Consider the following 20319-nt stretch of genomic DNA (forward strand, 5'->3'; position numbering starts at 1 on the left):
CGCCAGCGTAGTCAAGGGACTGGTTGTGACAGGTGCGACTGGTGTTCACTGATCACATGAGGACGATCTGGAAGGGCGCACTGACGTTCGGGCTCGTGAACGTGCCGGTCAAGGTGTACTCCGCGACCGAGGACCACGATGTTCCGCTGCACCAGGTGCACGACAAGGACGGCGGGCGTATCCGCTACCAGCGCACGTGCGAGGTGTGCGGGGAGACGGTCGCCTACTCTGACATCGACCGCGCCTACGTCGACGACGGCCAGACGGTCGTGCTCACGAAGGACGATCTCGCCGCCCTCCCTGCCGAGCGCAGCCGTGAGATCGACGTGGTCGAGTTCGTTCCGTCGGAGCAGGTCGACCTGCTCACGCTCGACAAGGCGTACTACCTCGAGCCCGACTCGAAGTCGCCGAAGGCGTACGTGCTTCTGCGCAAGACACTCGAGCAGACCGACCGCACCGCGATCGTGCGGTTCACCCTGCGGCAGAAGACCCGGCTCGCGGCGTTGCGGGTGCGCGGCAAGGTGCTCGTGCTGCAGACGCTGCTCTGGGCCGACGAGGTGCGCGAGGCCGATTTCCCGTCGCTCGACGAGGACGTGCGGATCTCGAAGAAGGAGCTCGAGCTGTCGTCGTCGCTCGTCGACAGCTACTCCGCCGACTTCGACGCGGAGTCGTTCGTCGACGAGTACCAGAAGGAGCTGCGCACGCTCATCGACGCGAAGATCGAGGCGGGCGACACGTTCGATGTCTCCGACACGTTCGGCGAAGAGGATGCCGACGCCAAGAGCGGCGAGGTCATCGATCTCATGGAGGCGCTGCGCGCCAGCGTCGCGAAGTCGAAGGCGGCGCGGTCGGGCGGATCCGACGCGGACGATGACGAGAAGCCGAAGAAGTCCTCGAAGCCGGCGGCGAAGAAGAAGGCCGGCTGACCGTCATCCGACCCGCTCGTCAGTGCTTGCCGTCGCCGTCGAAGTCGGGTGCGCGGTCGAACACCTCGGGCTCGAGGGCGAGCTCCTGTGCCTCACCTGCATCCGTGACCGCGTCGCCGGCAGCCGCTGCCTTCTTCGCCTTGTGACGCTCGGACAGGTAGTGCCACAGGGTCACGAGGGCCGTGCCGCCGACCGCCGCGAGCAGGATGAGGTCGATGTAGCTCTCGACGAAATCCGCGACCGGCGGGATGAAGCCGATCAGGTAGCCGAACATCGTGAGGCCGAATCCCCAGAGCACGGCGCCGATCAGGTTGTACAGCGTGTACTTGCGCCACGGCATGTGGCCGACGCCCGCGGCGACGGGCGCGAAAGTGCGGACGATCGGCACGAAGCGGGCGAGGATGACGGTGATGCCGCCGAAGCGCTCGAAGAACGCGTTCGTGCGTTCGACGTTCTTCTTGCTGAAGAGGCCTGATTCCTTGCGCTCGAAGACCGCGGGGCCCCCCTTGTGGCCGATCACGTAGCCGACTTCACCGCCGACGAACGCCGCCAGGCCGATGAGCAGAGCCACGAACCACACGTTGATGCCGAACACCCCGTGCTCCGACCCCGCGAGCGGGTGCGAGAGGAGGCCGGAGATCACGAGCAGGGTGTCGCCGGGGAGCAGGAAGCCCACGAGCAGTCCGGTCTCGGCGAAGACGATGAAGCACACCACGAGAAGCGCCCAGGGGCCGGCCGTACCGATGATCGTGGCCGGGTCGAGCCAGGGGATGAGGGCGGCGTGGTGCATGGAGTTCCCGTCGTAGAACTGTGTGCGGCGGTCTGGTCGTCGGCCGCGGAGGATGCGACTGATCGGTGCGGAAGGTGGGACTTGAACCCACACGCCCTGAGGCACAGGAACCTAAATCCTGCGTGTCTGCCAATTTCACCACTCCCGCGCGGTGGCACAAGTCTACTGACCGGGGCATCGCGCGTGGCTGGGGATCCGCCCGCAGCCGTATGAGGACAGTGTGGATAAGTCCGGCGGCGCGCCCGGCATCCTTGCGAGGATGCTCGGGTGAATCAGCCCTCCGTCGTCATCGCCGAGCGCGTCCGCGCGCGATTGCGCGGTCAGGGCATCGAGCCGGCTCTCGACGCGGATGCCGCCCGAGCGGTGGCGCAGGCCGAGGTGCGTCGCTTCAACGACCTGGCGTTGACTCAGGGTGGCGTGCTCGTCGACGACGAAGAACGATGCCTTCGCGACGTGCTCGCGTCGCTCGGCGGATTCGGTGCTCTGCAGCCCCTACTGGACGACCCCGAGATCGAGGAGATCTGGCTGAACGGCCCGGACAGCATCCACGTCGCCCGTCACGGAGTGGCGGAGCGGATCGATCTGCGCCTGACACCGGAGGGACTGCGCGATCTCGTCGAGCGGATGCTGCACTCCAGCGGCCGCCGGGTCGACATCAGCCAACCGTTCGTCGACGCGTCGCTGCCCGACGGGTCAAAGTCTCGATTTTGACATATTTCTGATCAGGGATTTTTCAATCTTCGTGATTGCGCGACTGCTTCCCACTCAACCGCCCCCAGACGCCACCAGCGACGCTCTCACGTCCTAGGGCTGAGAGTGCTACGTCCGATCTCGAATTTCGATTCTGCGCCGTTTCGCAAGCGCTGAGCGCCGGGGAGCGCGTCGAGGATCGAGTGTCCCACCTTGACGCTAGCCTCGGGTCATGCTCGCATTCTTCGGTGCTCTCGTCCCGGTCCTTGCGGCGCTGTACGTCGGCATCGGTACGCTGATCGACCTCTCTGCGCAGGACCATAAAGCGCGAGCAGCGCGCAGGGTCTGGGCTCAGTACGAGGCAGGAGTGGCAGCTGTCCAAGACGGCGATCCGCGGGTGCAGGAGAAGTTCAAGGAACTCACCGAGCGGCGCATGGCTCTGCTCGAAGCTAACGGCCTCGACCCATGGCTCGGCACGGTGAAGGCGCTCAACGAAAGCGTCATGCCATCCGCGCCCTCGGTGAAGGAGTTTCACCGCCAGTGGATTCTCATCCTCGGTGCTGTTGTCGGTGTGATCCTCGTCGGCGTCGAGGTTGGGCTGGACTCGCTCAGCTACTAGATGGTCGCGGCGCTACGACGCGCGCCCGAGAATCAGATCTGCCGACGCTCGGAGCGCTCCGAGGTCGAGATGACCCCACGGCTCGCGGTTGGGCGCGCTGCGCGCAGGAAGCGCCGCCCACCCGATGAGGCCGTCGAGGTTGTCGAGCGAGCGCAGGTGTGCGGGCACGCCGAGGAACGATCGCACGCTCAGCGTCATCGCCGACTGTCCGACGCCGTGCGCCTGGTCGATCGCGTGATCGCACCGAGGGCAGACCACGCCGTCGAGCGTGTCGGCGCGGCCGGGACCGCCGATACTCGCGGAGTCCGCTGACATCAGCGTCCACACGCTGTCGGCGTCCGCTCGGAACGCCTGCACCGCGCCGACGCCGCAGAGCATGCATCCCGAGGGGTTGCCGTCGTAGTCGACGCACTGCACGTCCACCGGCTTCTCGATGTGGCGCGCCAGGAGCCCCGCTGCCGTGTTCCGGAGCTCCCGGCGCTGTTCGGAGGTCAGGTGCGCCCATCGAGCCCGGGAGGGCGGTGTGGCGGGCGCGCTGGCGAAGCTTGCCGAGCGGGCCAGAGTCGCCCACCGCGCGTGCACTCCCGGCGCGGTGAGAGCGTTTATCAGTCGGCTGAGCTTCGTTCCGCTCGCCGTCAGCAGATCGATCGTCTTGGCGTCTGTCGTGCCGACGGCATCGAGTGCGCACAGAGCGGACTCGAGGCGGTGAACCGCGATCTCGGCCGCGCCGATCCGCTGCCGCACCGCGGGATGAGCATGGAGGAGATCGACCGCCGCCTGACGGATCATCCGGCAGCTGTCGCAGCGCGTGACATACAGATCGTGGCGAGGCGGTGCGTACCCCTCGTGGCGGGTTCGGCCGAAGACCTGGATGGCTTCGACCTCGGTGTCCGGTGTCGTGCTTACGACGACGCCGCAACTCGCGCACGGCAACGTGCCCGAGGGAAACGACGTCCACGGAGAGCGCTCGATGGTGCAGGTAGTGGGGATAGGCATGGTTCGTCCTGTCGCTCGATGGTCAGTAGCCGTATGCGCTGGGGTCGGCACCCGGTGGGAGGTCTGCGATCTCGCGCGTGATCTGCGCGCTCATCTCACGCTGAGCGGCGCGGAGGCGGCGCTTCTTGTCGGGGTCGGGCGTGGACTGCAACGCCTTGTCGAACATGCCGAGCACCGCTGACTTCTGCGGCGGCGCGGGCGGCTTCAACCCGCGGGGCACACGACCGTGCTTCGGACGCGGCGCCGCCTCGGGCTCGGGCTTCGCCTCCCAAGCGGCCGGCGCGGGCGTGCTCTCGGGCGCGGGGTCCGGGCGCTGGCTCTCGCGGTAGCGGTCGGCACTCTGGGTGACCTGATGTGACGCCGGGATGAGCCGCGGCGCGTACTTCCTCGTCATCGGTCGTCCTCCTCTGGGCTGGTGAGGGCCGGGAACCATCGCGAGTCCTCGGGCCCGAAGATCGCGGGGCAGCCCTCGTCGTGTCGTACGTCCACGACTCCGGGCGTCAGCACGTCCACGTTCGCCGCGCGCCCGCACAGCGGGCAGCGGCCGGTCGCGGTTGCGAGCACACGAGTCACCACGCGATCCAGGACGACGGCGGGAGCATCGCTGCTCAGCGTCGGCAGGATCACGATGTGGCGCTCACCGAACAGGGCACCCACCGCCCACGCGGAGAAGCCGTCTGGCGTCCCGGCGGGCGGAGTTCCGAGGAGCCCGACGATCGGCACGGCACTCGCCGCCTGCTGGCTGCTCACGAGTCGGGCGCGGAGGTCTGCGGGCGTGCTCATCGCTGCGCGATCCTAGCCTTGACGCGCTCGGCGCAGACCTCGATCCGAGGGCCGCACACGCCGCACACGCCGCGCGCGCCTCGCTCACCGAGGACGTAGCAGGGCTGGCCGACCTCGGCGTCGTGATCCGGGCACGGCACGGTGATGATCGCGGGCACCATTGCCGTTCGACGGATGCGCGCGTGCACCATCTCCGGGGTGGGGGTGTACTGCTCGGGGTGCCCGTCGCGCGCGGGAGGATCCGATTCCGCACGCGCGACGGGCCGGGGTCGCCCGGCATGCCGGACCGAGGCGACCTGCGCGCGGTCGTCGTGAGCGACCGACGAGCGCGCGGGCTGAGAGACGGAGGAAGGGGCGGAGTTCGTGGGCATGAGCGAACCTGTTCAATCAGGCTCGGCCCTACTGCCAGCAGCAACTTCGAGGGCGATGGCATGTGCCCTATGGGGCAAGCGTACTACGGCAGGTATTCCTGTGGTACACCCTGGGGGTACGGGGTATTCTTGTGGTCAGACCACATGCGCATTCGAGGGATGGAGACCCGATGAGCACTCAGCAGATGTCCGCGCGCACGATGTCGATGACATTGGGGGCCGGTCGTCCCCGGACGGCTACCGACGCCATGCGCTCGACGCGCGCCGCGCGCTCGCTCGCGGCCGTCGACAAGATCGAGGACGCCGATGCGCGCTTCGCGGCATTCTCGCGGCACATGAGCGAGTACCCGCCGCTCATCGCGAGCATCTGACGGCCTTCGTCTGGTCGCACCCGGCGTCGGGTTTCGGGTTTCGGGTTTCTTAGAAGGGTGAGCTTCGCACCCCCAGAGCTTCTAAGAGAACCCGAACACCCGTAGCCCTCTCGCACGTGGCACGAACGGTCCAGCTACGAATCCCGAGAGTCAGTCGTCGTCGGGCGCAGACAGACGCCATTGCGTGCCGCGCGTCTTGCCCTCCTGATGCATCCTCGACTCGATGAGCCCCTCTGACGCCAACACCTTGAGGAGCTTGGATCCGCTCGTGTAGCCGTCTCCAGTGCCGCACACCTCCTTCGTCCACTTCCAGTCGCGGGTGAGCCTTCCCAGCAAGCGATCCCGCTCGGAGGCGACGGGAGTCGCGAGCGATGCCGCCTTCCCCGCGGACGCCGCGCCGAGAGTGAGCCTGCCGTCGTCTCCGAGGCCAACGCGAGCCTCGGGGACGATTGGGTCACCGAGACGCGGCAGCGTGAGGAAGTGGCGCGGAGTCGTCGGGAAGATTGGGAACCGATCCGCCCGAGCGATCCACATGCCGTCCCACTCGCCCATGCTTTCAAGGCCGTTCATCGGAGTGTTGACCCTCGGATCCATCGGAGAATGCAGCACGCCCAGCCCGTTCGGGATGCCCGCCTCCTGCAAGAGCCTTCGGAACGCCGACGTGAACGCGCCGTAGCGGTTGGTGTCGTTCCCCAGCATGGCGGAGACGCCATCGGCAACGACGACGAGGGGCGGCTCGTAGGTGCCTGTGAAACGGATGAGACGCTCTTCCCACCAGCCCAGCTTCGCCGGGTCGGTGAGGTCGAATGATGTAGCTCCGCCGCCGGCGGGAAGGTGCTCAATGATCAGCACGCCCGCATCGAGTCCGAAAGGGCCGACGTAGCAGGGCACGCCGTTGCGACGAGCGAACGTCAGGCCACCCGCGATCAGCTCTTCGTGCACAGCCGTGGGACGTGTCTCCGAGTTGATCATCCAGACGTCGCGGGCACGCTCAACCTCGGTCATCTGGGCAGGCTCGAACGCGCCGAGGAATTGCCTATCCGGGATCAGCAGCGCGGGGGCGAGCTCCCCGAACAGGAGCTTCGTCTTTCCCCATCCCTTCGGGCCGATGAAGGCCGGTACGGTGCCGTGATTCCAAAGGCCGGGAATGTAGGCGCTCGTCATCGCACCTCCCGTTGTCGGATCGAAGATCGGGCGCATGCTCTCGGTGTCGATCATCAGTCGATCGACCACCCTCTGCCGCACCTTGCCTGTGATCGTGACGCCTGTCGCGTCGGTGATCCGCGCATCATCGAGGATTGCTGCACGCCTCGTTGAGGGTGCGCTGCGCAGCCGTTCATCGCCGTCGAAGGGGCGGTACTGGGTGCGGCGGAAGTTGCGATCCGTCACCTCCACGACGAGTCCGCTGAACCTGCTCACGACTCCTCCTCGCTGTAGGGCCATTCGCCCGCAGCCGCGCGCGCGTGGAAGTCACGCAGAGCTTCGTCAGCTTCTGCCCGCTCGCGCTCGCTCAGGTGCAGCGGCGACGACCGCGGAAGCGCGAGTCGATCGAACTCGGCGATGCCTTCGGCGCGCATGCGCTCTGCCTCTGCGATCTCGGCGGCGAGGCGCTCGTCAGCGGCGTTCACGACTTCGCACCCGGGAGCGTGAGCGACAGCAGAGCCGCAATGCGGGCACACTGCTCATCCGAGAGGGTGAGGGGTGGGGGAGAGATGGCCGGAGTGGCCTGAATCGCGGTGCTCATTCGGGCACCGCCTGAATCGGCATCGGCACGACCGTGCCAGAGCCGCGCTTGCGTCCGTCGCGCATCTTGAATGGCTGCAGGCTCATCGCGAGCTCGACGGCTTCGAGGTGGAACTTCAGGGTGCCGTCTTCGTCACGGTATCCGGTGATGTAACCCTTGCGAAGCCACAGCTCGATCGTGCGGGTGCTTCGCTGAATCGTGGCGGCGAGTTCCGCCTTGGTGAGAAAGGTGGGAGTGGCCATGATGGCGTGTCCTTCGGGATCGAAGTGACACACGCCCGCTGTTGGACTGGTGACGGCCCGCCTGGTCGGTTTGCCTGCCCGAGCGGGTCTTACGGCCTGACGCCTGCGATCTTCCGGACCCTGCTCCATCTGGGAGCGGGTCAGCGCTTGCCTCGTGTGAAGCGAACTGGCGTGCCCTACGGGCCGCGTCTCTCGCTACTTCGATTCTATGTCGGCGACTTCAACCCCGCGTGGACGGTGCCGGCTTTCGGTGCCGTCGCAATCAATCCCGGGACGACCAACCGTCCCACCGACGTCCACAAGGAGGACGAGATGGCACTCATCCGCTGGGCCAGCACCGGGGCCGTGTTCGTCCTCGGCTTCGAGAAGATCTACTACGTCAGCCAGCCGTCGATGGTCGGCACCTTCGAGAAGCGCCACGGCGCGATCATCGAATGCAGCAACGACGACCTGACGGTTCAACTGCAGTCGGAGAACATCCCGTGGGCGGCCGTCGAGGCAGTGCTCCGCGGAGACGCTCAGGGCACCGACCGCCGATTCTGGTCGCGGCTCACGGCGGAGGGGATCGCCATCCGCGGCGAGCAGGACCAGGCCCAGGCCACTCTCGAGCAGGTGCAGAAGGTCGCGCTCGCAATCAAGGCAGCGAGAAGCTGATGCGGCGGCGCCTGTGGCGGGCATCGATCTGGCACCCGGACGCGATCCCGCCCGATGAGTGGAAGTACCGGTCGCTCAAGCGGGTCTGGCTGCCCGTCTACGACCTCATCGCGATCGGTGCGGGGATCTGGGCGGCCCTATTCGGGTCGCCGGTCCTTCACGAGCTGTTCGACGAGCCGCTCATCGACACGATGGGAATCCTGCTGACCGTCGTGGCGGTGATCTGTCTCCTCGGAGTCGCGTTCCCCCGGCTGTGGAAGTGGGAGATCTGCGGGAAGGTGCTGCTCGTCGCTCTGCTCGCTGCATACGCCGGCGCGGTCGTGCTGTTCCGCGCGAACCCGGCCGCGTCGGCCGGTTTCGTCGCGTTCATCATCACTCTCGCCCTGCCGCTGCCGATCTTCCGGCTCACCCTTCTCGGCGAGGAGATCAAGGAACGGCGAGAGGGGGACGCCTGATGGACCCCCAGACCGTCATCGCAGTCATCGGAGCTGCAGCGCTCGCGCTTGGCGCCGTGCTCACGTTCTTCGCCACACGCGGCAAGACGAAGACCGACGCGAAGACCGCGCTCGACGCGAGGATCGACGCCCGCGTCAGCGAGCAGCTCGAGGGCGCGTGGACCGAGATCACCACTCTTAAGGCCGACGTCGCGACCCTCACCGAGAAGGACCGCCTCAAGTCGTCCGCGTTCGCCCGCATCCTCCGCGCCATCGCCCGCCAGTGGCCCACCGACCACGGCCCCGACCTCGACCCGTCCGACATCGCCCTGATCGAAGACACCATCCCCCCGACGTGGCTCCGCCGCGCACGTCCCTCCACCAAAGGAGAACCATCATGAAGACCCTGCTCCGTCGCGCCCTGCTGGGCGTGTTCTTCGCGTTCGCCGCGCTCACCCTCATCGGTGCGCCGGCGCATGCCTCCGACGGCACCGCGCCAGCGATCGTCGCCACGGCGGCCGTCATCGCGTTCACCCTCGACCCCGTGCTGGTGATCCAGCTCGTCTTGTCGACCGTGCTTCCGCTGCTCGTCGGCCTGGTCACCAAGACCATCACTCGCCCTGGTGTGAAGGCGACGCTCCTCGCCATCCTCTCGCTCGCCACCTCGCTACTCACCGAGCTTGGCGCCGCGATCACCGCCGGCACCACCTACGACATCGGCCAAGGTCTCATCCTCGCGCTCCCGACGTTTCTCATCGCCGTCGGCCTCCACTACGGCCTGTGGAAGCCAATCGGCGCGTCCGAGAGGCTGCAGGAGATCGGCACCGAACGCTCGCTCCTGCGCCGCGATCTGCGCTGATCCACGTTCGCCGTCGACGACGACGCTTCCAATATGCTGACCTCGTGGACGTGACGCAGAGACAGCAGGCAGAGGCGAATCGAGCGCTCGAATGGCTGAACAGCCGGTGGATTGGCCAGAAGATCTGCCCGATCTGCGGTACTAACAACTGGGAACTAGGTCTTACAAGCGAGCTCCGGACGTTCAACGGCGGTAGTTTGGTCTTCGGCGGTCCTGGGGGTTCCGTCACTCCGATCTTCCCGGTGATCTGCTCAAATTGTGGGCTTACGTACACGTTCAGTGCGATCAAGACGGGGATCCTCCGCATGGAGGACTACACGGACGACGACACGTTGAGGGCACACGACGATGAGTGACGCGGGAACGATCACGAACATGCCCGCTCCGTCGATGTTCGTGCCGGCGCAGGGGGAGGAGATGTTCCCGGTGCGAGTCAAGGAGTGGGCGCGCCTCAAACAGAAAATCTCCACCCTGAAAAGGCATCGCCGACAGTGGTCGAACCTGGGCTGGGCACTCATCGGAATCGGCGCTTCTGCGCTGCTCTCCTGGCTCCCATACCTCGTGTCCAGTGTCAGCCAGAGTTGGGTTCCGACTGCAACGATCGTGGTGGGAGTATCGGGTCTGTTAGCTGGCGTTCTCGCCTTGACCTTCGGTCGTGAAACGCAGAAGTCCATAGAGCAAGCAGTGCACGAGGTGAAGGTGCACATGCACGATATGGAGTCAAGTCTCACCGTCGACCAGAAGACGCGAATCGAAGAGTTTGCGCAGATTGTCCTGGTGGAATAGCGACAGGCGCGAGATGTTGAGGGACCCCCACCTGGCTCCGGCCGGGTGGGGGTCTTCTTCGCGTTCAGTCACGGCAACGGATCGGGCTCGCCCTGTGCGTCGTTCCCGGATGGAACTTCCTTGCCTCCGCGAGGTGCGGAGTTGGCTACCACCGATTCCCTCGACCCATGAGGCTCGGCCGGTCCATCGTCGATCTTCGCGAGCACTTCCATCGCCTCATCGATGGCGTCGAATGTCATGAGTCCGTGTCGTCGAGTCTCGTTGTCGATCTCGGGCCTATTGCTCAGTCCAACCATACGATTTGTGTACCGGCGAGCTTGACCGATCGTCTGCCACTCGTCCCAGTCGGGCAACGCGTGCGCCAGGTCCGCGATGTGGTCGACGGTCGAGATCTCCTTCGGGGTCGGCCCCCATTTCGAGTCCCTCAGTCCCTGCTCGATCCAGACCTGGTACGCGAAGAAGTCACTACGCAAGAGGACGGCAGCGGCTCGAGTCCGCCGCGCTCGGTCCATCCCGCGAAAGATCGCCTGCGGGATCACCGTCAGGACGGCGCCTGCCACGAGCCCGAGAAGGAGCTCGAAGATTCCTTCGTTCCCGTCGCCAGTGCCGCTGCCTTCTCGCGGGAACACCGCCCAGAGAACGACCCCTGTCGCTACTACCAGAGCCCAGATCAGAAACCAGTATCCAGCGAGCTGCTTCTTCATGGTCTGAGTATGCACCAAGGGGGTCGACTGCGACGTGCGCCTCAGGAACGTCGGAGTGAGAGCATGCGCCAGCCGTCGGGGACCTTCGCCCGCAACGTGCTCATGTCATCGGCTTCGATCTCGCGGATGCCGTCGACGCGGGAGAACGTGCCCGTCGCCTCCATCTTCGCCTCACCCTTCAGCATCCGCACCGGAGCTGAGACGAGATCGAACCCTGGTTGGCGTTGTGCTTCGAGCTGAGTGATGACGTCTTCGAGTGTTGTGCCGATCACATCGACGGTGGTTTTCTCGATGGGGCGAATCTGGGCGACGAGCATCACACCAGCCTAGGGTCGCGCGGCCACGCGGTCTGCGACGAGCTCGCGCTTGAGGCGGACCCGGCCGCTTAGAGGAAGTCCCAGTCGCCTTGGTCGTTACGAGCCATCACGGCGTCGGAGGACTCAACCGTCACATCCTCTGTCACGAACGAGACGTGGCTCTGAGGGGTGACGAGTACACGCACTTGGCGTTCCCCTGATGCGGTGAACTGCACGAACTGGCCGGGTGTAGCGATGGCGCGCTCGACGTCGTGCTGTACTGCATCAACGTCTGCACTGACCGCGAGGATGTAGCTGAGACCGTCTATGAAGATCTCAGTTTGATCCTGCGTGTGCGGCCCCATGTGGATGAACGTAGGTGCCTCGCGCGGGACCTCGGAGGGGGTTGCCAAGCTTGTCAATTTGATGCACCCTCAGGGCTCTGGTCGTGGTTGCTGACGTTGGGCGGCTCGGAAACCAGATAGAGACCGGTCGGCGCGTTCGCTGCGGAAGCAAGCGCGTCCACCCACGCCCGGTTGATAGCCGAGTGCGCGCTCCCCTCGTACTTGAACACCATCGAGGAACCGGGGTGAATCCATAACGTCACCCGACCGCCGCCGAGGCTGGAGTCTTCCTTCCACGTGAACGAGAACGGTTCTCCACGCCTCAGTTTCGCGGTCATGACGAGCTGCAGGTGCGTGAGGGCGCGGTCATTGATATCGACCTTCGGTCCGCCCTCGTAGATGAACTTGCCCATGATGGGTGCTTCCTCTGATCGGCTTCTCCACGGAAACCTGTGTCAAGAGGCGCAACCCGAAGGATCGCTGCGTGAGAATGGTTCACCATCGCAGGGTTGCGCAGCTTCCGCTACCCCCTTGCGCGATCACGACGCGATCGTATGGACGAGCGCACCCCGCTGCGCTACCCGATTGCTGCAGCGGGGTTTGCCCGTCCCCATGGCGTCATAGTCCCACGATGGTCATCGGTGCGCCACCGTGTCCGGGCGGCGGCGGTGGAGTCCGATGATCTGGCATCGCGCGCCGGTGTGCGCCGAGCGCGATCCACGGGTCGAGTTCAGGGAGCTCGCGCAGCGCATTGCACAGGATCCGCGTGTAGTCGTCCTCGAAGTACCCGACCCACGTGCCGACCGCCTCGACGAGCAGGTCGTGCCGATCGCCGGCAGCCGCGCGTAGCTCGTCGATCACCGGAGCCGGATCGCGGGTGTACCTGTTGCGTGAGCAGATTGCGTCGAGCGTGACGGTCAGCATCACGTCGGGAGCTAGCCCTCGGGGCATGGCCGGATCATCCTTCCTCCGGCCGAGGACATCGAGTCTAGGTGCTCGGGCCGACGTCCGTCCGCGACCGGTCGGGGAAGAAAGCGCGGATGACGAGCCAGAGCACGACGCCTACCAGGCCGGCTCCGAGAAGCGCCATGATCGCGGAGGCGGTGCCGCCGGTGATGATCCCGATCGTCACCGCGAAGGCGAGGGCAAGTACCGCGTACACCGCGAGGAAGATCCGCATGTCGACCACCATCCCACACGCGAAGGACTGCGGCAATGCAGGCCGGGTGCCGGTGGTCGGGACGAGAATTGGTGGGTGTGACGCATGAGCAAATCCTCGCCTTCGAAGCCGCCCACCCACACCACACCCCGAGTCGCGATGAGCGCACCCGCCGCGAGCTAGGCATCACTCCGACCCGTTACTTCGTGCTGCTCGGCCGGGCAGCACGAAGCGCGGACGGGATCGCAGCAGATCCGCTCACGGCTCGACGAGTACGCGAGCGGGCAGCAATCCTTGCCGCTGCGCGGGAGTCGAGGGTCTGTGGGATCAGGCACGCGTCACATTCGTGAGTGGCGCCTGTTCCCGCGTGGGGATTACAGCACGTTCACACTGATGACAGGGCCGCAACCCTCGTCTGCTGAACGCTCACCGCACGTGGCTTACGAAGCGGGAGCCCCGATGTACTGAGTGAGGAAGGTGAACGTGTCCCACGTGACGCCTGGGACGGTGGAGAGTTCCGGAAGAGGCATCAGGTCCGTTGCTCCGAGACTGCGCAGGGTGTTCACCTGCATCCTGAAGTTGTTGTATTGCTCGGCGCTACCGAAGTTGGTTTTCGTCCCGTAGGCCAAATGAACGATTGTCCCGTTGGGTGCCTTGACGATCGCTTCCACTGTTGCCTCCGATTGGGCGGGGGACCCGCCGCTGTAGTTTCCGTTGAATTCCCAGTGCCAAGCCTCGTCCGGTCCGACGCCACCGGGTTCAGCCCAGCCAGGGTGGATCCAGCCATATCCGGCAGCGTTCGACTTGAGCCAGAAGTAGAACGGGTGCGAAAACCCGAGGCGGTAGTGGTTGCGGTCGCCGACATCTATCGCAACGGCCCAGCCATGGTTTGACGTACCGGGCTCCGCGGCTTCGTCACCGTACTCAGCCTTTGCGGCAACTTGTCCGGCGAAGTCTCGGTATCCATCATTGATTGGCAGGTCATGGCCGAAGCTGCCTCGAAAAGCCACATTCATTGCGATCAATGCGTCTACCGCGTCCGTGCGCAGGCGGTACTGGGAGGCCCACGGGATCGGGCTGAGCGCAGAGAGGGGGATGTAGCCGTTCTGGTACCCGCCCCAGGCCGCCTGAGCGGGCACCGCGCTGACCAAGGGTGAACCAACCGCCGCAACGAGTGCCGCAATCGCCGAGGCGGTTAGGAAGTTCCTCCGCGTGAGTGGCTTCGGTGCCGGGTGAGCTGGCGACGGAGGGGTGAGCACGTCGATACGCTACACGACCGCTGCGCACCGGTCGCAACGAGGTGCCTTCGTCTCGTCAGATCGGGGACTGGTCGGAGTCGTGAGGGCTGAGTGATCTCGATGCGGGATCGGGGCACGTTCACACTGATGACAGGGGGTGCACCCTGGGTTAGGCGTCACCCCGAGCTGGCGCGCCGAGGTTGCCAACAATCCCTGAGATGGAATCGAGTGCCCCCGGATTGAGGCTGTAGTAGGCCCAGGTTCCCCGCTTCTCTCGAGATAGCAGCCCGGCATCGACGAGGATACGCAGGTGATGAGAGACCGTCGACTGTTGCAGGCCTAACGGCTCGGTGAGGTCGCAGACGCAGGCTTCGCGATCAATGTGAGCGGCAACCATCGAAAGGATCCGAAGCCGTGCAGGATCGGCTATGGCCTTCAAGGCGAGCGCAGCCTGCTCAGCGGTAGCAGCGTCGATCGGGCTTCCGACGACCGGCGAACAGCAGGCCGCGAGGTCGCGAAGAGGTAGCTGCTCTGTCATCGTCATGCACCCATCGTGCCACATACATTGACAAACGTCGATGTATTGGCTCAGGCTTACATCGAAGATCATCGATCAAGGAGATTCGCGTGAGTGGCAAGCCCATCGTCCTATTCGTCTGCGTCCATAACGCCGGGCGCTCCCAAATGGCTGCTGGCTTCGCGCGGGAGCTCAGCGGCGGCTCGGTTGAAGTTCGGTCAGGCGGGTCTGAGCCCGGGGAACAGATCAACGCTGCTGCGGTCGAAGTCATGCGTGAGAAGGGGATCGACATCTCCGAAGCGGTGCCGCAGATGCTTCTCACGGAAGACGTCCGCGACGCGGACGCCGTGATCACTATGGGATGCGGCGACGCGTGCCCAATCTTTCCGGGAAAGCGCTACGAAGACTGGGAGCTCTCGGACCCCGCCGGGAAGGACGTTGCCTTCGTTCGATCGGTCCGCGACGACATCGAGAGGCGCGTACGCGAGCTTCTGCGGAGCTTGACCGAGTGACATCGAAGTCAATCGAGGGAGGTGACGAGATGACAGAGACCGAGCCGTGCTGCGGCGGCATTCCCTGCTGCTGAGCCATCAGATCACTGCGCCCTCCTGACAATCGCCAGGAGGGCGCTGTGTCATCAGGCACGAGTCACACTGATGACCGCCGGATTGGTCGTGCTGATCTGGGCTGTCGCGGGTCCGGCTTTGAGCGCGCTGTTCGAGCAGGCGATCCAGCGCGTGTCGGGTCTGTGAGCGCGTGCGCCTGATGCGCCGCCTCCGGGAAGACGATCGTGGATCCAGCCCGGTCGAGTTCGTGATGGTCGGTACGATGCTGACCGCACTGACACTCGCGGTGCTGCAGCTCGCACTCGTTGTGTACGTGCGCAACGTGGTTCATGATGCGGCGATCGAAGGCGCCCATCACGCGGCGCTCGCCGACGTCTCTCCGGAGGAGGGCGCGGCCCGCGCACGCCAGGTGATCACGCAGGCGATCGGCTCCGCCTACGCCGACGACGTCTCGGCGGCGCGGGTGGAGGAGAGCGGGCGCGAAGTCGTGGTGGTGCGGATCCGCACGGCGCTGCCGGTCATCGGTCTGATCGGCATCCCCTCGGCGATGAACATCGATGCGGAAGCCCCCGCGGAGTCGTTCGATGAGCGATGATCGCGGGTCCGCCGCGCTCGAGTTCATCACGGTCGGTGTGATCCTGCTGGTACCGCTCGTGTATCTGATCGTCGCGCTGGGGAGCATCCAGGAGCACACCCTCGGTGCCGAGGCAGCGGCCCGTCATCTCGCGCGCGTGATCGCGAGCGCACCGGATGCCGAGACGGCAGCCGCGCACGGCGACCGCGTCGTCGAGAACATCGCCGACCAGTACGGGATCGAGCGCGGGTCGCTGGAGGTGTCGGTGACATGCGCCCCGCGCGCCGCCGAATGCCCCGCGCCCGGCGCGCTCGTCACCGTGACCGTCGCCACCCGGGTCCCGCTCCCGCTGGTCCCGTCGGTGATGGGGCTCGACGTTGCGGCATCCATCCCCGTCGAGGGAGTCGCGGTGCAGAAGGTGTCCCGGCTGTGGGGTGCGTCGTGAATCGAGACGACGATGCCGGCAGTGTGCTCCTTCTCGCACTCGGCTACGCCCTGCTCGCCATCGCGCTTGTCGTGGTCGCCGCCACCGCGACCGACCTGTACATCGCGCAGAAGCGCCTCGATGCGCTCGCCGACTCCGCCGCGCTCGCCGGAGCGGACGGCTTCACGGTCGTGGTGGAGGGCGAGGACGTGCACGCGAGGCTCACCGACGGGGGAGTGCGAGAGCAGGCGACAGCCGTGCTGGACGGGATGCCGGGGCGAGCCGCCCTGGTCGCGGCGACCGCTCCCGATGGAGTCTCGGCCCGGGTGACGATCGCGACGGACTGGCACCCGCCGATCGTGTCACTCTTCGTGCCGGAGGGCGTGCGCCTCGAGGCCACCGCCACGAGCCGCACCGCGCTGCGATGACGGATCGGCTCGCCACGGTCCCCGACAGGGATCAGGGAAAGAGGCGCCCGAGCACGGACCAGTCCCCGGAGTCGAAGGCTGCCGCGACGAACGGGACGATGGTCGGGTTGATTTCCGGGGTGAGCTGCGTGCAGAGCGGCCGGGCGCCCAGACCGGGCCAGGAAGCATCCTCCTCGGTTTCACCGTTCAGTTTCTTGGCTTCCTGCTTCTTGCCCTCGGAACGCTGCCCGCTTCGCCCTCTAGCCCGGGAGCTGGGCGGTGGGTCGTATTCTCTGGATCCCTAGTCTGGCTCTTGAGCTGGTCGTGGCCACTGTTCGGTGGGTGGTTCATACCCATTCCGCTCTGGGCGTGGGCAAGTATCGCGGCAGCCGTATATGTAGTGGCAGCCCTGGTCTACTTCTCGCGGGGTGGTGTCGCCGGAGGAGTGTTCAGTGCAGTCCTCGCCGTCGGATCCGTCTTGTCGGCAATCCCGCGCATCCTCAACCCCGTGTTCGCTCCCGTCTACACGGATCTGGGGATCGCCGTCGGTGCCATCAGTGCCGCGGCGATCGCGCTACTGACTCGCGCGAACCGCAGAGGCTCCCGCGGGCCCGACCGATGAACGGCGTGTGCGGTCCTCCTGGAGCCCGAGCATGGTCGCGCTCGCAATATATGAGCAGACCGGTGACGGCGTCTCCGCAGTCGGGCTCAGGTGTCAGGCGGCCGCGCCGTCCAAGTCGCAGCGATAGCGCAGCAGTCCTCTTCAGCCGCGCAGCCGCGCGAGAACGTGCGCCACGCGGCGGTGGAACTGGGGCGGCACCTCGTCGGGGAGTGCGTCGATCGGCCACCACCGCACGTCCTCCGACTCGTCACTGACCCGTAGCGCGCCGTCGTCGGCGACGACCAACACGACCCCGACGTCGAGGTGTGAGGCGCACCGGCCGAACGCGGCGGACAGCTCGTGATGATCGAGGTCGTAGACGTACGCGTCGCCGGGCGGCGGAGCGAGGATGCCCGTCTCCTCGGACAGCTCTCGGAGCGCGGCATCCGCTATCGATCGATCTCCCGGTTCGAGGTGGCCGCCCGGCTGCACCCAGAAGCGTCCCTTGCCGTGGAAGACGAGCAGCACGCGGGAGAGCGTCGGGTCAAAGACGAACGCCGACGCCGTCGCATGGCGAGGTCCGTCGTCGCGCTGCACCGGTCCGTCGTCGTGAGAGAAGAAAGAGGCGAAGTCCTCCTGCACCGCCCGGTCCTGCTCCGAGGTCACCGGGAAGGCGGCGACCAGGCGGCGGATATCGGCGCCGAGGATACTCACGCGTCGCCCTTCGTCCGCGGCACGAACCGGGGGATCCATCGGATGAACCCGATGGCGCCGACGAGCCCGATCACGCCCATCGCGGCGGCGGCGATCGGCAGGGAGGCGACGGCGGTGATGCCAGACACGAGGAGCGGAGCGGCCGCGCCACCGGCATCCGTGAGCGTCCGCCACGAGCCCAGGAACGCCGCCGGCTCGCGCTTCGGAGCGACGTCCGCCCCGAGTGTCAGCAGGATGCCGCTGGAGAGCCCGTTGCCGACGCCGAGGACGGCGGCGAACATGCCGAACCACAGCACGGATGCGTCCAGATCGTGGGTGAGGGACAGCGCGACGAACCCGGCGCCCATCAGGAGCATCGCCGGCATGGCCGCCCAGAGCCGGCCGAACCGGTCCATCACCTGGCCGCTGGCGTAGAAGAGAGCGAAGTCGATCGCGCCGGAGACTCCGACGACGAGGGCGATCGTGGAGGCGTCGAGTCCGAGGGAGAGACCCCACAGCGGCAGCACCACCTGGCGGGCAGAGCGCACGGCGGACAGAGAGGCGGCCGCGAGTCCCAGCCGGGAGAGCACCGTGCGCTGCCGCCACATCGTGCGGAGGACACCGGTGCGCGGAGCGGTGGGAATCGATCCGCTGACCGGCTCGCCCGAATCCGACACCAGGGGAGCGGTGCGCACCGGAGTGGTCGGCGGAATCGTCTTCTCGGGGTCTGGCCCGAACAGCACGAGCACGACCATCACGACCAGGCAGGCGAGGAAGAACCAGATCGCGGCACTCTCCGAACCGAACAGCTGCAGCAGGCCGGCGGCCACGAACGGACCGATGAAGACGCCGAGGCGGAAGCTGCCGCCCAGCAGCGACAGGGCGCGCGCACGGAACGCGATCGGCACGCGGGTCGTCATGAAGGCGTGCCGCGCGAGACCGAACGCCGCCGCGCAGAAGCCGAGCAGGAAGACGGATGCCGCGAGCACTGCGGGCGACGGAGCGAACACCATGCCGACGCCCGCCCCGATCGCCACGACACCGGCGATCACCATCGTGAACCGCTCGCCGATCTTGGCCACAGCCCACCCCGCCGGGAGGTTGCCGCACAGCTGCCCGACGACGAGCGCCGAGGCGACCAGGGCGGCGAAGGCGACATCCGCGCCCATCGAGGCGGCGATGACCGGGATGAGGGGGATGACCGCGCCCTCGCCGAGGGAGAAGAGGATCGTCGGAACGTACACCATCGGCCCGAAACGCCTCAGGACCGTGGATGCACCGCTCACTCCCTTCACGCTACTCCCGTTCGCGGACCGTCCCCGCCCGAGCAGGCGGCACGTTAGGCTGGATGCGCCATGCTCGAACTCGATCTCTCCGCCGACATCCAGGCCCTTCGCGTCACCTACGGTGACATCCGCGAGGTCGTCGATGTCGATGCGCTCCGCTCCGACATCGCCAAGCTCAGTGAAGAGGCCGGCGCTCCCGACCTCTGGGACGACACCGAGCGCGCGCAGAAGGTCACGAGCGCCCTCAGCCACCGCCAGTCGTCTCTCGCGCGCATCGAGGGCATCGGACGCCGCCTCGACGACCTCGAGGTGCTGGTCGACCTCGCGAACGAGATGGGCGACGAAGACTCCGCGATCGAAGCCCGCAACGAGCTCGCCGCGCTGACCGAGGTCATCAACCAGCTCGAGGTGCAGACCCTCCTCGACGGCGAGTACGACGAGCGCGCCGCGATCATCACGATCCGCTCCGGCGCCGGTGGCGACGACGCCACCGACTTCGCCGAGATGCTCATGCGCATGTACCTGCGCTACGCCGAGCAGCACAAGTACCCGGTCAAGGTGATGGACACGTCGTACGCGGAGGGCGCCGGCATCAAGTCGGCGACGTTCGAGATCGACGCGCCCTACGCCTTCGGCACCTTGTCGGTCGAGGCGGGCACCCACCGTCTCGCGCGCATCAGTCCCTTCGGCTCCGCCGACAAGCGCCAGACGTCGTTCGCGGCCGTCGAGGTCATCCCGCTCATGGAGGAGGCGACCGAGGTCGACATCCCCGAGGGCGACATCCGCGTCGACGTGTTCCGCTCGTCGGGCCCGGGCGGCCAGTCGGTCAACACGACCGACTCGGCCGTGCGCATCACGCACCTCCCGACCGGGATCGTCGTGTCGATGCAGAACGAGAAGTCGCAGATCCAGAACCGCGCCGCCGCGATGCGCGTGCTGCAGACCCGCCTCCTGCTGCTGCAGAAGGAAGAGGAAGCGGCCAAGAAGAAGGAGCTCGCCGGCAACATCACCGCGAGCTGGGGCGACCAGATGCGCTCGTACTTCCTCTACGGCCAGCAGCTGGTGAAGGACCTCCGCACCGGCCACGAGTCGGGCAACCCCGCCGCGGTGTTCGACGGCGACCTCGACGGATTCATCTCGGCCGGCATCCGCTGGCGCAAGCGCAAGGAAGAGGACTGAGCTCCTCTGCCCAGCTGCATTGAGAGAGGGCCGGAACCCCTCGGGGATTCCGGCCCTCTCTCGTCG

The 20319-nt window shown here is 66.5% G+C and carries 34 protein-coding genes and 1 tRNA gene; 16 read left to right on the top strand and 19 right to left on the bottom strand.

Annotated features, from left to right (window positions below):
* Positions 1-56: 56 nt before the first annotated feature.
* On the top strand, positions 57-926 hold the full coding sequence (locus RAC81_RS11445; RefSeq protein ID WP_375082453.1) for a Ku protein: 870 nt from the start codon (positions 57-59) through the stop codon (positions 924-926).
* A 19-nt stretch (positions 927-945) separates the two neighbouring features.
* On the opposite strand, the gene RAC81_RS11450 is transcribed toward RAC81_RS11445, so the two are convergent.
* A complete protein-coding gene (locus RAC81_RS11450) occupies positions 946-1716 on the bottom strand; it encodes a DedA family protein (RefSeq protein WP_375082454.1) in 771 nt (256 codons plus the stop codon).
* Between the two features lie 66 nt (positions 1717-1782).
* Positions 1783-1864: transfer RNA gene (locus RAC81_RS11455), tRNA-Leu, on the bottom strand.
* Between the two features lie 119 nt (positions 1865-1983).
* On the opposite strand from RAC81_RS11455, the gene RAC81_RS11460 reads away from it, so the two are divergent.
* Positions 1984-2427 (top strand): hypothetical protein, encoded by a 444-nt coding sequence (locus RAC81_RS11460; RefSeq protein WP_375082455.1) that lies wholly within the window; start codon positions 1984-1986, stop codon positions 2425-2427.
* Positions 2428-2638: 211 nt separating this feature from the next.
* On the top strand, positions 2639-3025 hold the full coding sequence (locus RAC81_RS11465; protein ID WP_375082456.1) for a hypothetical protein: 387 nt from the start codon (positions 2639-2641) through the stop codon (positions 3023-3025).
* A 12-nt stretch (positions 3026-3037) separates the two neighbouring features.
* On the opposite strand, the gene RAC81_RS11470 is transcribed toward RAC81_RS11465, so the two are convergent.
* The 4 genes from RAC81_RS11470 to RAC81_RS11485 form a co-directional block, all read right to left on the bottom strand.
* Positions 3038-3814 carry a hypothetical protein gene (locus RAC81_RS11470; protein WP_375082457.1) on the bottom strand — a complete coding sequence of 259 codons (777 nt, stop codon included), beginning with the start codon at positions 3812-3814 and terminating at the stop codon, positions 3038-3040.
* 229 nt (positions 3815-4043) lie between these two features.
* Positions 4044-4415, bottom strand: coding sequence for a hypothetical protein (locus RAC81_RS11475; RefSeq protein ID WP_375082458.1), 372 nt, complete (start codon positions 4413-4415; stop codon positions 4044-4046).
* A complete protein-coding gene (locus tag RAC81_RS11480) occupies positions 4412-4804 on the bottom strand; it encodes a hypothetical protein (RefSeq protein ID WP_375082459.1) in 393 nt (130 codons plus the stop codon). Before RAC81_RS11480 ends, RAC81_RS11475 begins: the two co-directional genes overlap by 4 nt.
* Positions 4801-5175, bottom strand: a complete 375-nt coding sequence (locus RAC81_RS11485) for a hypothetical protein (protein WP_375082460.1) — start codon at positions 5173-5175, stop codon at positions 4801-4803. Before RAC81_RS11485 ends, RAC81_RS11480 begins: the two co-directional genes overlap by 4 nt.
* A 170-nt stretch (positions 5176-5345) precedes the next feature.
* Here RAC81_RS11485 and RAC81_RS11490 point away from each other — a divergent pair, with 170 nt between their 5' ends.
* A complete protein-coding gene (locus RAC81_RS11490; protein WP_375082461.1) occupies positions 5346-5546 on the top strand; it encodes a hypothetical protein in 201 nt (66 codons plus the stop codon).
* Between the two features lie 150 nt (positions 5547-5696).
* Here RAC81_RS11490 and RAC81_RS11495 read toward each other — a convergent pair whose 3' ends face one another.
* The 3 genes from RAC81_RS11495 to RAC81_RS11505 form a co-directional block, all read right to left on the bottom strand.
* Positions 5697-6965 carry a hypothetical protein gene (locus tag RAC81_RS11495; protein ID WP_375082462.1) on the bottom strand — a complete coding sequence of 423 codons (1269 nt, stop codon included), beginning with the start codon at positions 6963-6965 and terminating at the stop codon, positions 5697-5699.
* Positions 6962-7174, bottom strand: a complete 213-nt coding sequence (locus RAC81_RS11500) for a hypothetical protein (RefSeq protein WP_375082463.1) — start codon at positions 7172-7174, stop codon at positions 6962-6964. Before RAC81_RS11500 ends, RAC81_RS11495 begins: the two co-directional genes overlap by 4 nt.
* 112 nt (positions 7175-7286) lie before the next feature.
* A complete protein-coding gene (locus RAC81_RS11505; RefSeq protein WP_375082464.1) occupies positions 7287-7532 on the bottom strand; it encodes a hypothetical protein in 246 nt (81 codons plus the stop codon).
* Positions 7533-7844: 312 nt separating this feature from the next.
* On the opposite strand from RAC81_RS11505, the gene RAC81_RS11510 reads away from it, so the two are divergent.
* Genes RAC81_RS11510 through RAC81_RS11535 form a run of 6 tightly spaced genes read left to right on the top strand, consistent with a single transcriptional unit; the run spans position 7845 to position 10265 of the window.
* Positions 7845-8186 (top strand): hypothetical protein, encoded by a 342-nt coding sequence (locus RAC81_RS11510; protein ID WP_375082465.1) that lies wholly within the window; start codon positions 7845-7847, stop codon positions 8184-8186.
* Positions 8186-8641 (top strand): hypothetical protein, encoded by a 456-nt coding sequence (locus RAC81_RS11515; protein ID WP_375082466.1) that lies wholly within the window; start codon positions 8186-8188, stop codon positions 8639-8641. Before RAC81_RS11510 ends, RAC81_RS11515 begins: the two co-directional genes overlap by 1 nt.
* Positions 8641-9021: a hypothetical protein gene (locus RAC81_RS11520; protein WP_375082467.1), complete on the top strand. Its 381-nt coding sequence runs from the start codon at positions 8641-8643 to the stop codon at positions 9019-9021. The genes RAC81_RS11515 and RAC81_RS11520 overlap by 1 nt, the downstream gene beginning before the upstream one ends.
* A complete protein-coding gene (locus RAC81_RS11525) occupies positions 9018-9479 on the top strand; it encodes a hypothetical protein (RefSeq protein WP_375082468.1) in 462 nt (153 codons plus the stop codon). Before RAC81_RS11520 ends, RAC81_RS11525 begins: the two co-directional genes overlap by 4 nt.
* A gap of 44 nt (positions 9480-9523) precedes the next feature.
* A complete protein-coding gene (locus tag RAC81_RS11530) occupies positions 9524-9835 on the top strand; it encodes a hypothetical protein (protein WP_375082469.1) in 312 nt (103 codons plus the stop codon).
* A gap of 19 nt (positions 9836-9854) precedes the next feature.
* Complete coding sequence (locus RAC81_RS11535) at positions 9855-10265, top strand: hypothetical protein (protein WP_375082470.1); 411 nt, start codon at positions 9855-9857, stop codon at positions 10263-10265.
* A 68-nt stretch (positions 10266-10333) separates the two neighbouring features.
* On the opposite strand, the gene RAC81_RS11540 is transcribed toward RAC81_RS11535, so the two are convergent.
* The 6 genes from RAC81_RS11540 to RAC81_RS11565 all read right to left on the bottom strand — a co-directional run bounded on the left by RAC81_RS11540 (position 10334) and on the right by RAC81_RS11565 (position 12789).
* Entirely contained in the window at positions 10334-10969 is a 636-nt protein-coding gene (locus RAC81_RS11540) for a hypothetical protein (protein ID WP_375082471.1), read from the bottom strand.
* A gap of 41 nt (positions 10970-11010) precedes the next feature.
* The gene (locus RAC81_RS11545) at positions 11011-11286 is read right to left on the bottom strand and encodes a hypothetical protein (RefSeq protein WP_375082472.1); all 276 of its coding nucleotides are present in this window, start codon (positions 11284-11286) and stop codon (positions 11011-11013) included.
* A gap of 68 nt (positions 11287-11354) precedes the next feature.
* Positions 11355-11630 carry a hypothetical protein gene (locus tag RAC81_RS11550; RefSeq protein WP_375082473.1) on the bottom strand — a complete coding sequence of 92 codons (276 nt, stop codon included), beginning with the start codon at positions 11628-11630 and terminating at the stop codon, positions 11355-11357.
* 53 nt (positions 11631-11683) lie between these two features.
* Positions 11684-12022, bottom strand: a complete 339-nt coding sequence (locus tag RAC81_RS11555; protein ID WP_375082474.1) for an ATP-dependent DNA ligase — start codon at positions 12020-12022, stop codon at positions 11684-11686.
* Between the two features lie 205 nt (positions 12023-12227).
* On the bottom strand, positions 12228-12536 hold the full coding sequence (locus RAC81_RS11560) for a hypothetical protein (RefSeq protein WP_375082475.1): 309 nt from the start codon (positions 12534-12536) through the stop codon (positions 12228-12230).
* Between the two features lie 61 nt (positions 12537-12597).
* Complete coding sequence (locus tag RAC81_RS11565; protein WP_375082476.1) at positions 12598-12789, bottom strand: hypothetical protein; 192 nt, start codon at positions 12787-12789, stop codon at positions 12598-12600.
* A 35-nt stretch (positions 12790-12824) separates the two neighbouring features.
* On the opposite strand from RAC81_RS11565, the gene RAC81_RS11570 reads away from it, so the two are divergent.
* Complete coding sequence (locus RAC81_RS11570; RefSeq protein ID WP_375082477.1) at positions 12825-13118, top strand: DUF3263 domain-containing protein; 294 nt, start codon at positions 12825-12827, stop codon at positions 13116-13118.
* Positions 13119-13208: 90 nt separating this feature from the next.
* Here the strand turns inward: RAC81_RS11570 and RAC81_RS11575 are convergent, their stop codons facing one another.
* A complete protein-coding gene (locus tag RAC81_RS11575) occupies positions 13209-14027 on the bottom strand; it encodes a D-alanyl-D-alanine carboxypeptidase family protein (protein WP_375082478.1) in 819 nt (272 codons plus the stop codon).
* A 148-nt stretch (positions 14028-14175) separates the two neighbouring features.
* Complete coding sequence (locus RAC81_RS11580; RefSeq protein ID WP_375082479.1) at positions 14176-14550, bottom strand: ArsR/SmtB family transcription factor; 375 nt, start codon at positions 14548-14550, stop codon at positions 14176-14178.
* An 83-nt stretch (positions 14551-14633) separates the two neighbouring features.
* Between RAC81_RS11580 and RAC81_RS11585 the strand changes: the two genes are divergently transcribed.
* From RAC81_RS11585 to RAC81_RS11600, 4 genes are all read left to right on the top strand, one after another.
* On the top strand, positions 14634-15035 hold the full coding sequence (locus RAC81_RS11585) for an arsenate reductase ArsC (protein WP_375082480.1): 402 nt from the start codon (positions 14634-14636) through the stop codon (positions 15033-15035).
* 316 nt (positions 15036-15351) lie between these two features.
* Entirely contained in the window at positions 15352-15684 is a 333-nt protein-coding gene (locus RAC81_RS11590; RefSeq protein ID WP_375082481.1) for a TadE family protein, read from the top strand.
* Positions 15674-16108 carry a TadE family protein gene (locus RAC81_RS11595; protein ID WP_375082482.1) on the top strand — a complete coding sequence of 145 codons (435 nt, stop codon included), beginning with the start codon at positions 15674-15676 and terminating at the stop codon, positions 16106-16108. The genes RAC81_RS11590 and RAC81_RS11595 overlap by 11 nt, the downstream gene beginning before the upstream one ends.
* The gene (locus RAC81_RS11600) at positions 16105-16515 is read left to right on the top strand and encodes a hypothetical protein (protein ID WP_375082483.1); all 411 of its coding nucleotides are present in this window, start codon (positions 16105-16107) and stop codon (positions 16513-16515) included. The genes RAC81_RS11595 and RAC81_RS11600 overlap by 4 nt, the downstream gene beginning before the upstream one ends.
* Before the next feature lie 742 nt (positions 16516-17257).
* On the opposite strand, the gene RAC81_RS11605 is transcribed toward RAC81_RS11600, so the two are convergent.
* Both RAC81_RS11605 and RAC81_RS11610 read right to left on the bottom strand, forming a co-directional pair.
* Positions 17258-17809 (bottom strand): NUDIX hydrolase, encoded by a 552-nt coding sequence (locus tag RAC81_RS11605; protein ID WP_375082484.1) that lies wholly within the window; start codon positions 17807-17809, stop codon positions 17258-17260.
* Complete coding sequence (locus RAC81_RS11610) at positions 17806-19035, bottom strand: MFS transporter (protein WP_375082526.1); 1230 nt, start codon at positions 19033-19035, stop codon at positions 17806-17808. The genes RAC81_RS11605 and RAC81_RS11610 overlap by 4 nt, the downstream gene beginning before the upstream one ends.
* Positions 19036-19143: 108 nt before the next feature.
* On the opposite strand from RAC81_RS11610, the gene prfB reads away from it, so the two are divergent.
* Positions 19144-20253 carry a peptide chain release factor 2 gene (prfB, locus tag RAC81_RS11615; RefSeq protein ID WP_375082485.1) on the top strand — a complete coding sequence of 370 codons (1110 nt, stop codon included), beginning with the start codon at positions 19144-19146 and terminating at the stop codon, positions 20251-20253.
* Positions 20254-20319: the final 66 nt, after the last annotated feature.

Source organism: Microbacterium sp. CR_7 (genome assembly GCF_041954755.1).
Taxonomy (GTDB): domain Bacteria; phylum Actinomycetota; class Actinomycetes; order Actinomycetales; family Microbacteriaceae; genus Microbacterium.

Bases quoted from the DNA above. Each gene is read 5' to 3' on its own strand.
- RAC81_RS11445 (WP_375082453.1), top strand. From the start codon at position 57: ATGAGGACGATCTGGAAGGGCGCACTGACGTTCGGGCTCGTGAACGTG.
- RAC81_RS11450 (WP_375082454.1), bottom strand. From the start codon at position 1,716: ATGCACCACGCCGCCCTCATCCCCTGGCTCGACCCGGCCACGATCATC.
- RAC81_RS11465 (WP_375082456.1), top strand. From the start codon at position 2,639: ATGCTCGCATTCTTCGGTGCTCTCGTCCCGGTCCTTGCGGCGCTGTAC.
- RAC81_RS11470 (WP_375082457.1), bottom strand. From the start codon at position 3,814: ATGATCCGTCAGGCGGCGGTCGATCTCCTCCATGCTCATCCCGCGGTG.
- RAC81_RS11475 (WP_375082458.1), bottom strand. From the start codon at position 4,415: ATGACGAGGAAGTACGCGCCGCGGCTCATCCCGGCGTCACATCAGGTC.
- RAC81_RS11480 (WP_375082459.1), bottom strand. From the start codon at position 4,804: ATGAGCACGCCCGCAGACCTCCGCGCCCGACTCGTGAGCAGCCAGCAG.
- RAC81_RS11485 (WP_375082460.1), bottom strand. From the start codon at position 5,175: ATGCCCACGAACTCCGCCCCTTCCTCCGTCTCTCAGCCCGCGCGCTCG.
- RAC81_RS11490 (WP_375082461.1), top strand. From the start codon at position 5,346: ATGAGCACTCAGCAGATGTCCGCGCGCACGATGTCGATGACATTGGGG.
- RAC81_RS11505 (WP_375082464.1), bottom strand. From the start codon at position 7,532: ATGGCCACTCCCACCTTTCTCACCAAGGCGGAACTCGCCGCCACGATT.
- RAC81_RS11510 (WP_375082465.1), top strand. From the start codon at position 7,845: ATGGCACTCATCCGCTGGGCCAGCACCGGGGCCGTGTTCGTCCTCGGC.
- RAC81_RS11515 (WP_375082466.1), top strand. From the start codon at position 8,186: ATGCGGCGGCGCCTGTGGCGGGCATCGATCTGGCACCCGGACGCGATC.
- RAC81_RS11520 (WP_375082467.1), top strand. From the start codon at position 8,641: ATGGACCCCCAGACCGTCATCGCAGTCATCGGAGCTGCAGCGCTCGCG.
- RAC81_RS11525 (WP_375082468.1), top strand. From the start codon at position 9,018: ATGAAGACCCTGCTCCGTCGCGCCCTGCTGGGCGTGTTCTTCGCGTTC.
- RAC81_RS11535 (WP_375082470.1), top strand. From the start codon at position 9,855: ATGCCCGCTCCGTCGATGTTCGTGCCGGCGCAGGGGGAGGAGATGTTC.
- RAC81_RS11540 (WP_375082471.1), bottom strand. From the start codon at position 10,969: ATGAAGAAGCAGCTCGCTGGATACTGGTTTCTGATCTGGGCTCTGGTA.
- RAC81_RS11545 (WP_375082472.1), bottom strand. From the start codon at position 11,286: ATGCTCGTCGCCCAGATTCGCCCCATCGAGAAAACCACCGTCGATGTG.
- RAC81_RS11550 (WP_375082473.1), bottom strand. From the start codon at position 11,630: ATGGGGCCGCACACGCAGGATCAAACTGAGATCTTCATAGACGGTCTC.
- RAC81_RS11555 (WP_375082474.1), bottom strand. From the start codon at position 12,022: ATGGGCAAGTTCATCTACGAGGGCGGACCGAAGGTCGATATCAATGAC.
- RAC81_RS11565 (WP_375082476.1), bottom strand. From the start codon at position 12,789: ATGCGGATCTTCCTCGCGGTGTACGCGGTACTTGCCCTCGCCTTCGCG.
- RAC81_RS11570 (WP_375082477.1), top strand. From the start codon at position 12,825: ATGCAGGCCGGGTGCCGGTGGTCGGGACGAGAATTGGTGGGTGTGACG.
- RAC81_RS11580 (WP_375082479.1), bottom strand. From the start codon at position 14,550: ATGACGATGACAGAGCAGCTACCTCTTCGCGACCTCGCGGCCTGCTGT.
- RAC81_RS11590 (WP_375082481.1), top strand. From the start codon at position 15,352: ATGCTGACCGCACTGACACTCGCGGTGCTGCAGCTCGCACTCGTTGTG.
- RAC81_RS11595 (WP_375082482.1), top strand. From the start codon at position 15,674: ATGAGCGATGATCGCGGGTCCGCCGCGCTCGAGTTCATCACGGTCGGT.
- RAC81_RS11610 (WP_375082526.1), bottom strand. From the start codon at position 19,035: ATGGTGTACGTTCCGACGATCCTCTTCTCCCTCGGCGAGGGCGCGGTC.
- prfB (WP_375082485.1), top strand. From the start codon at position 19,144: ATGCTCGAACTCGATCTCTCCGCCGACATCCAGGCCCTTCGCGTCACC.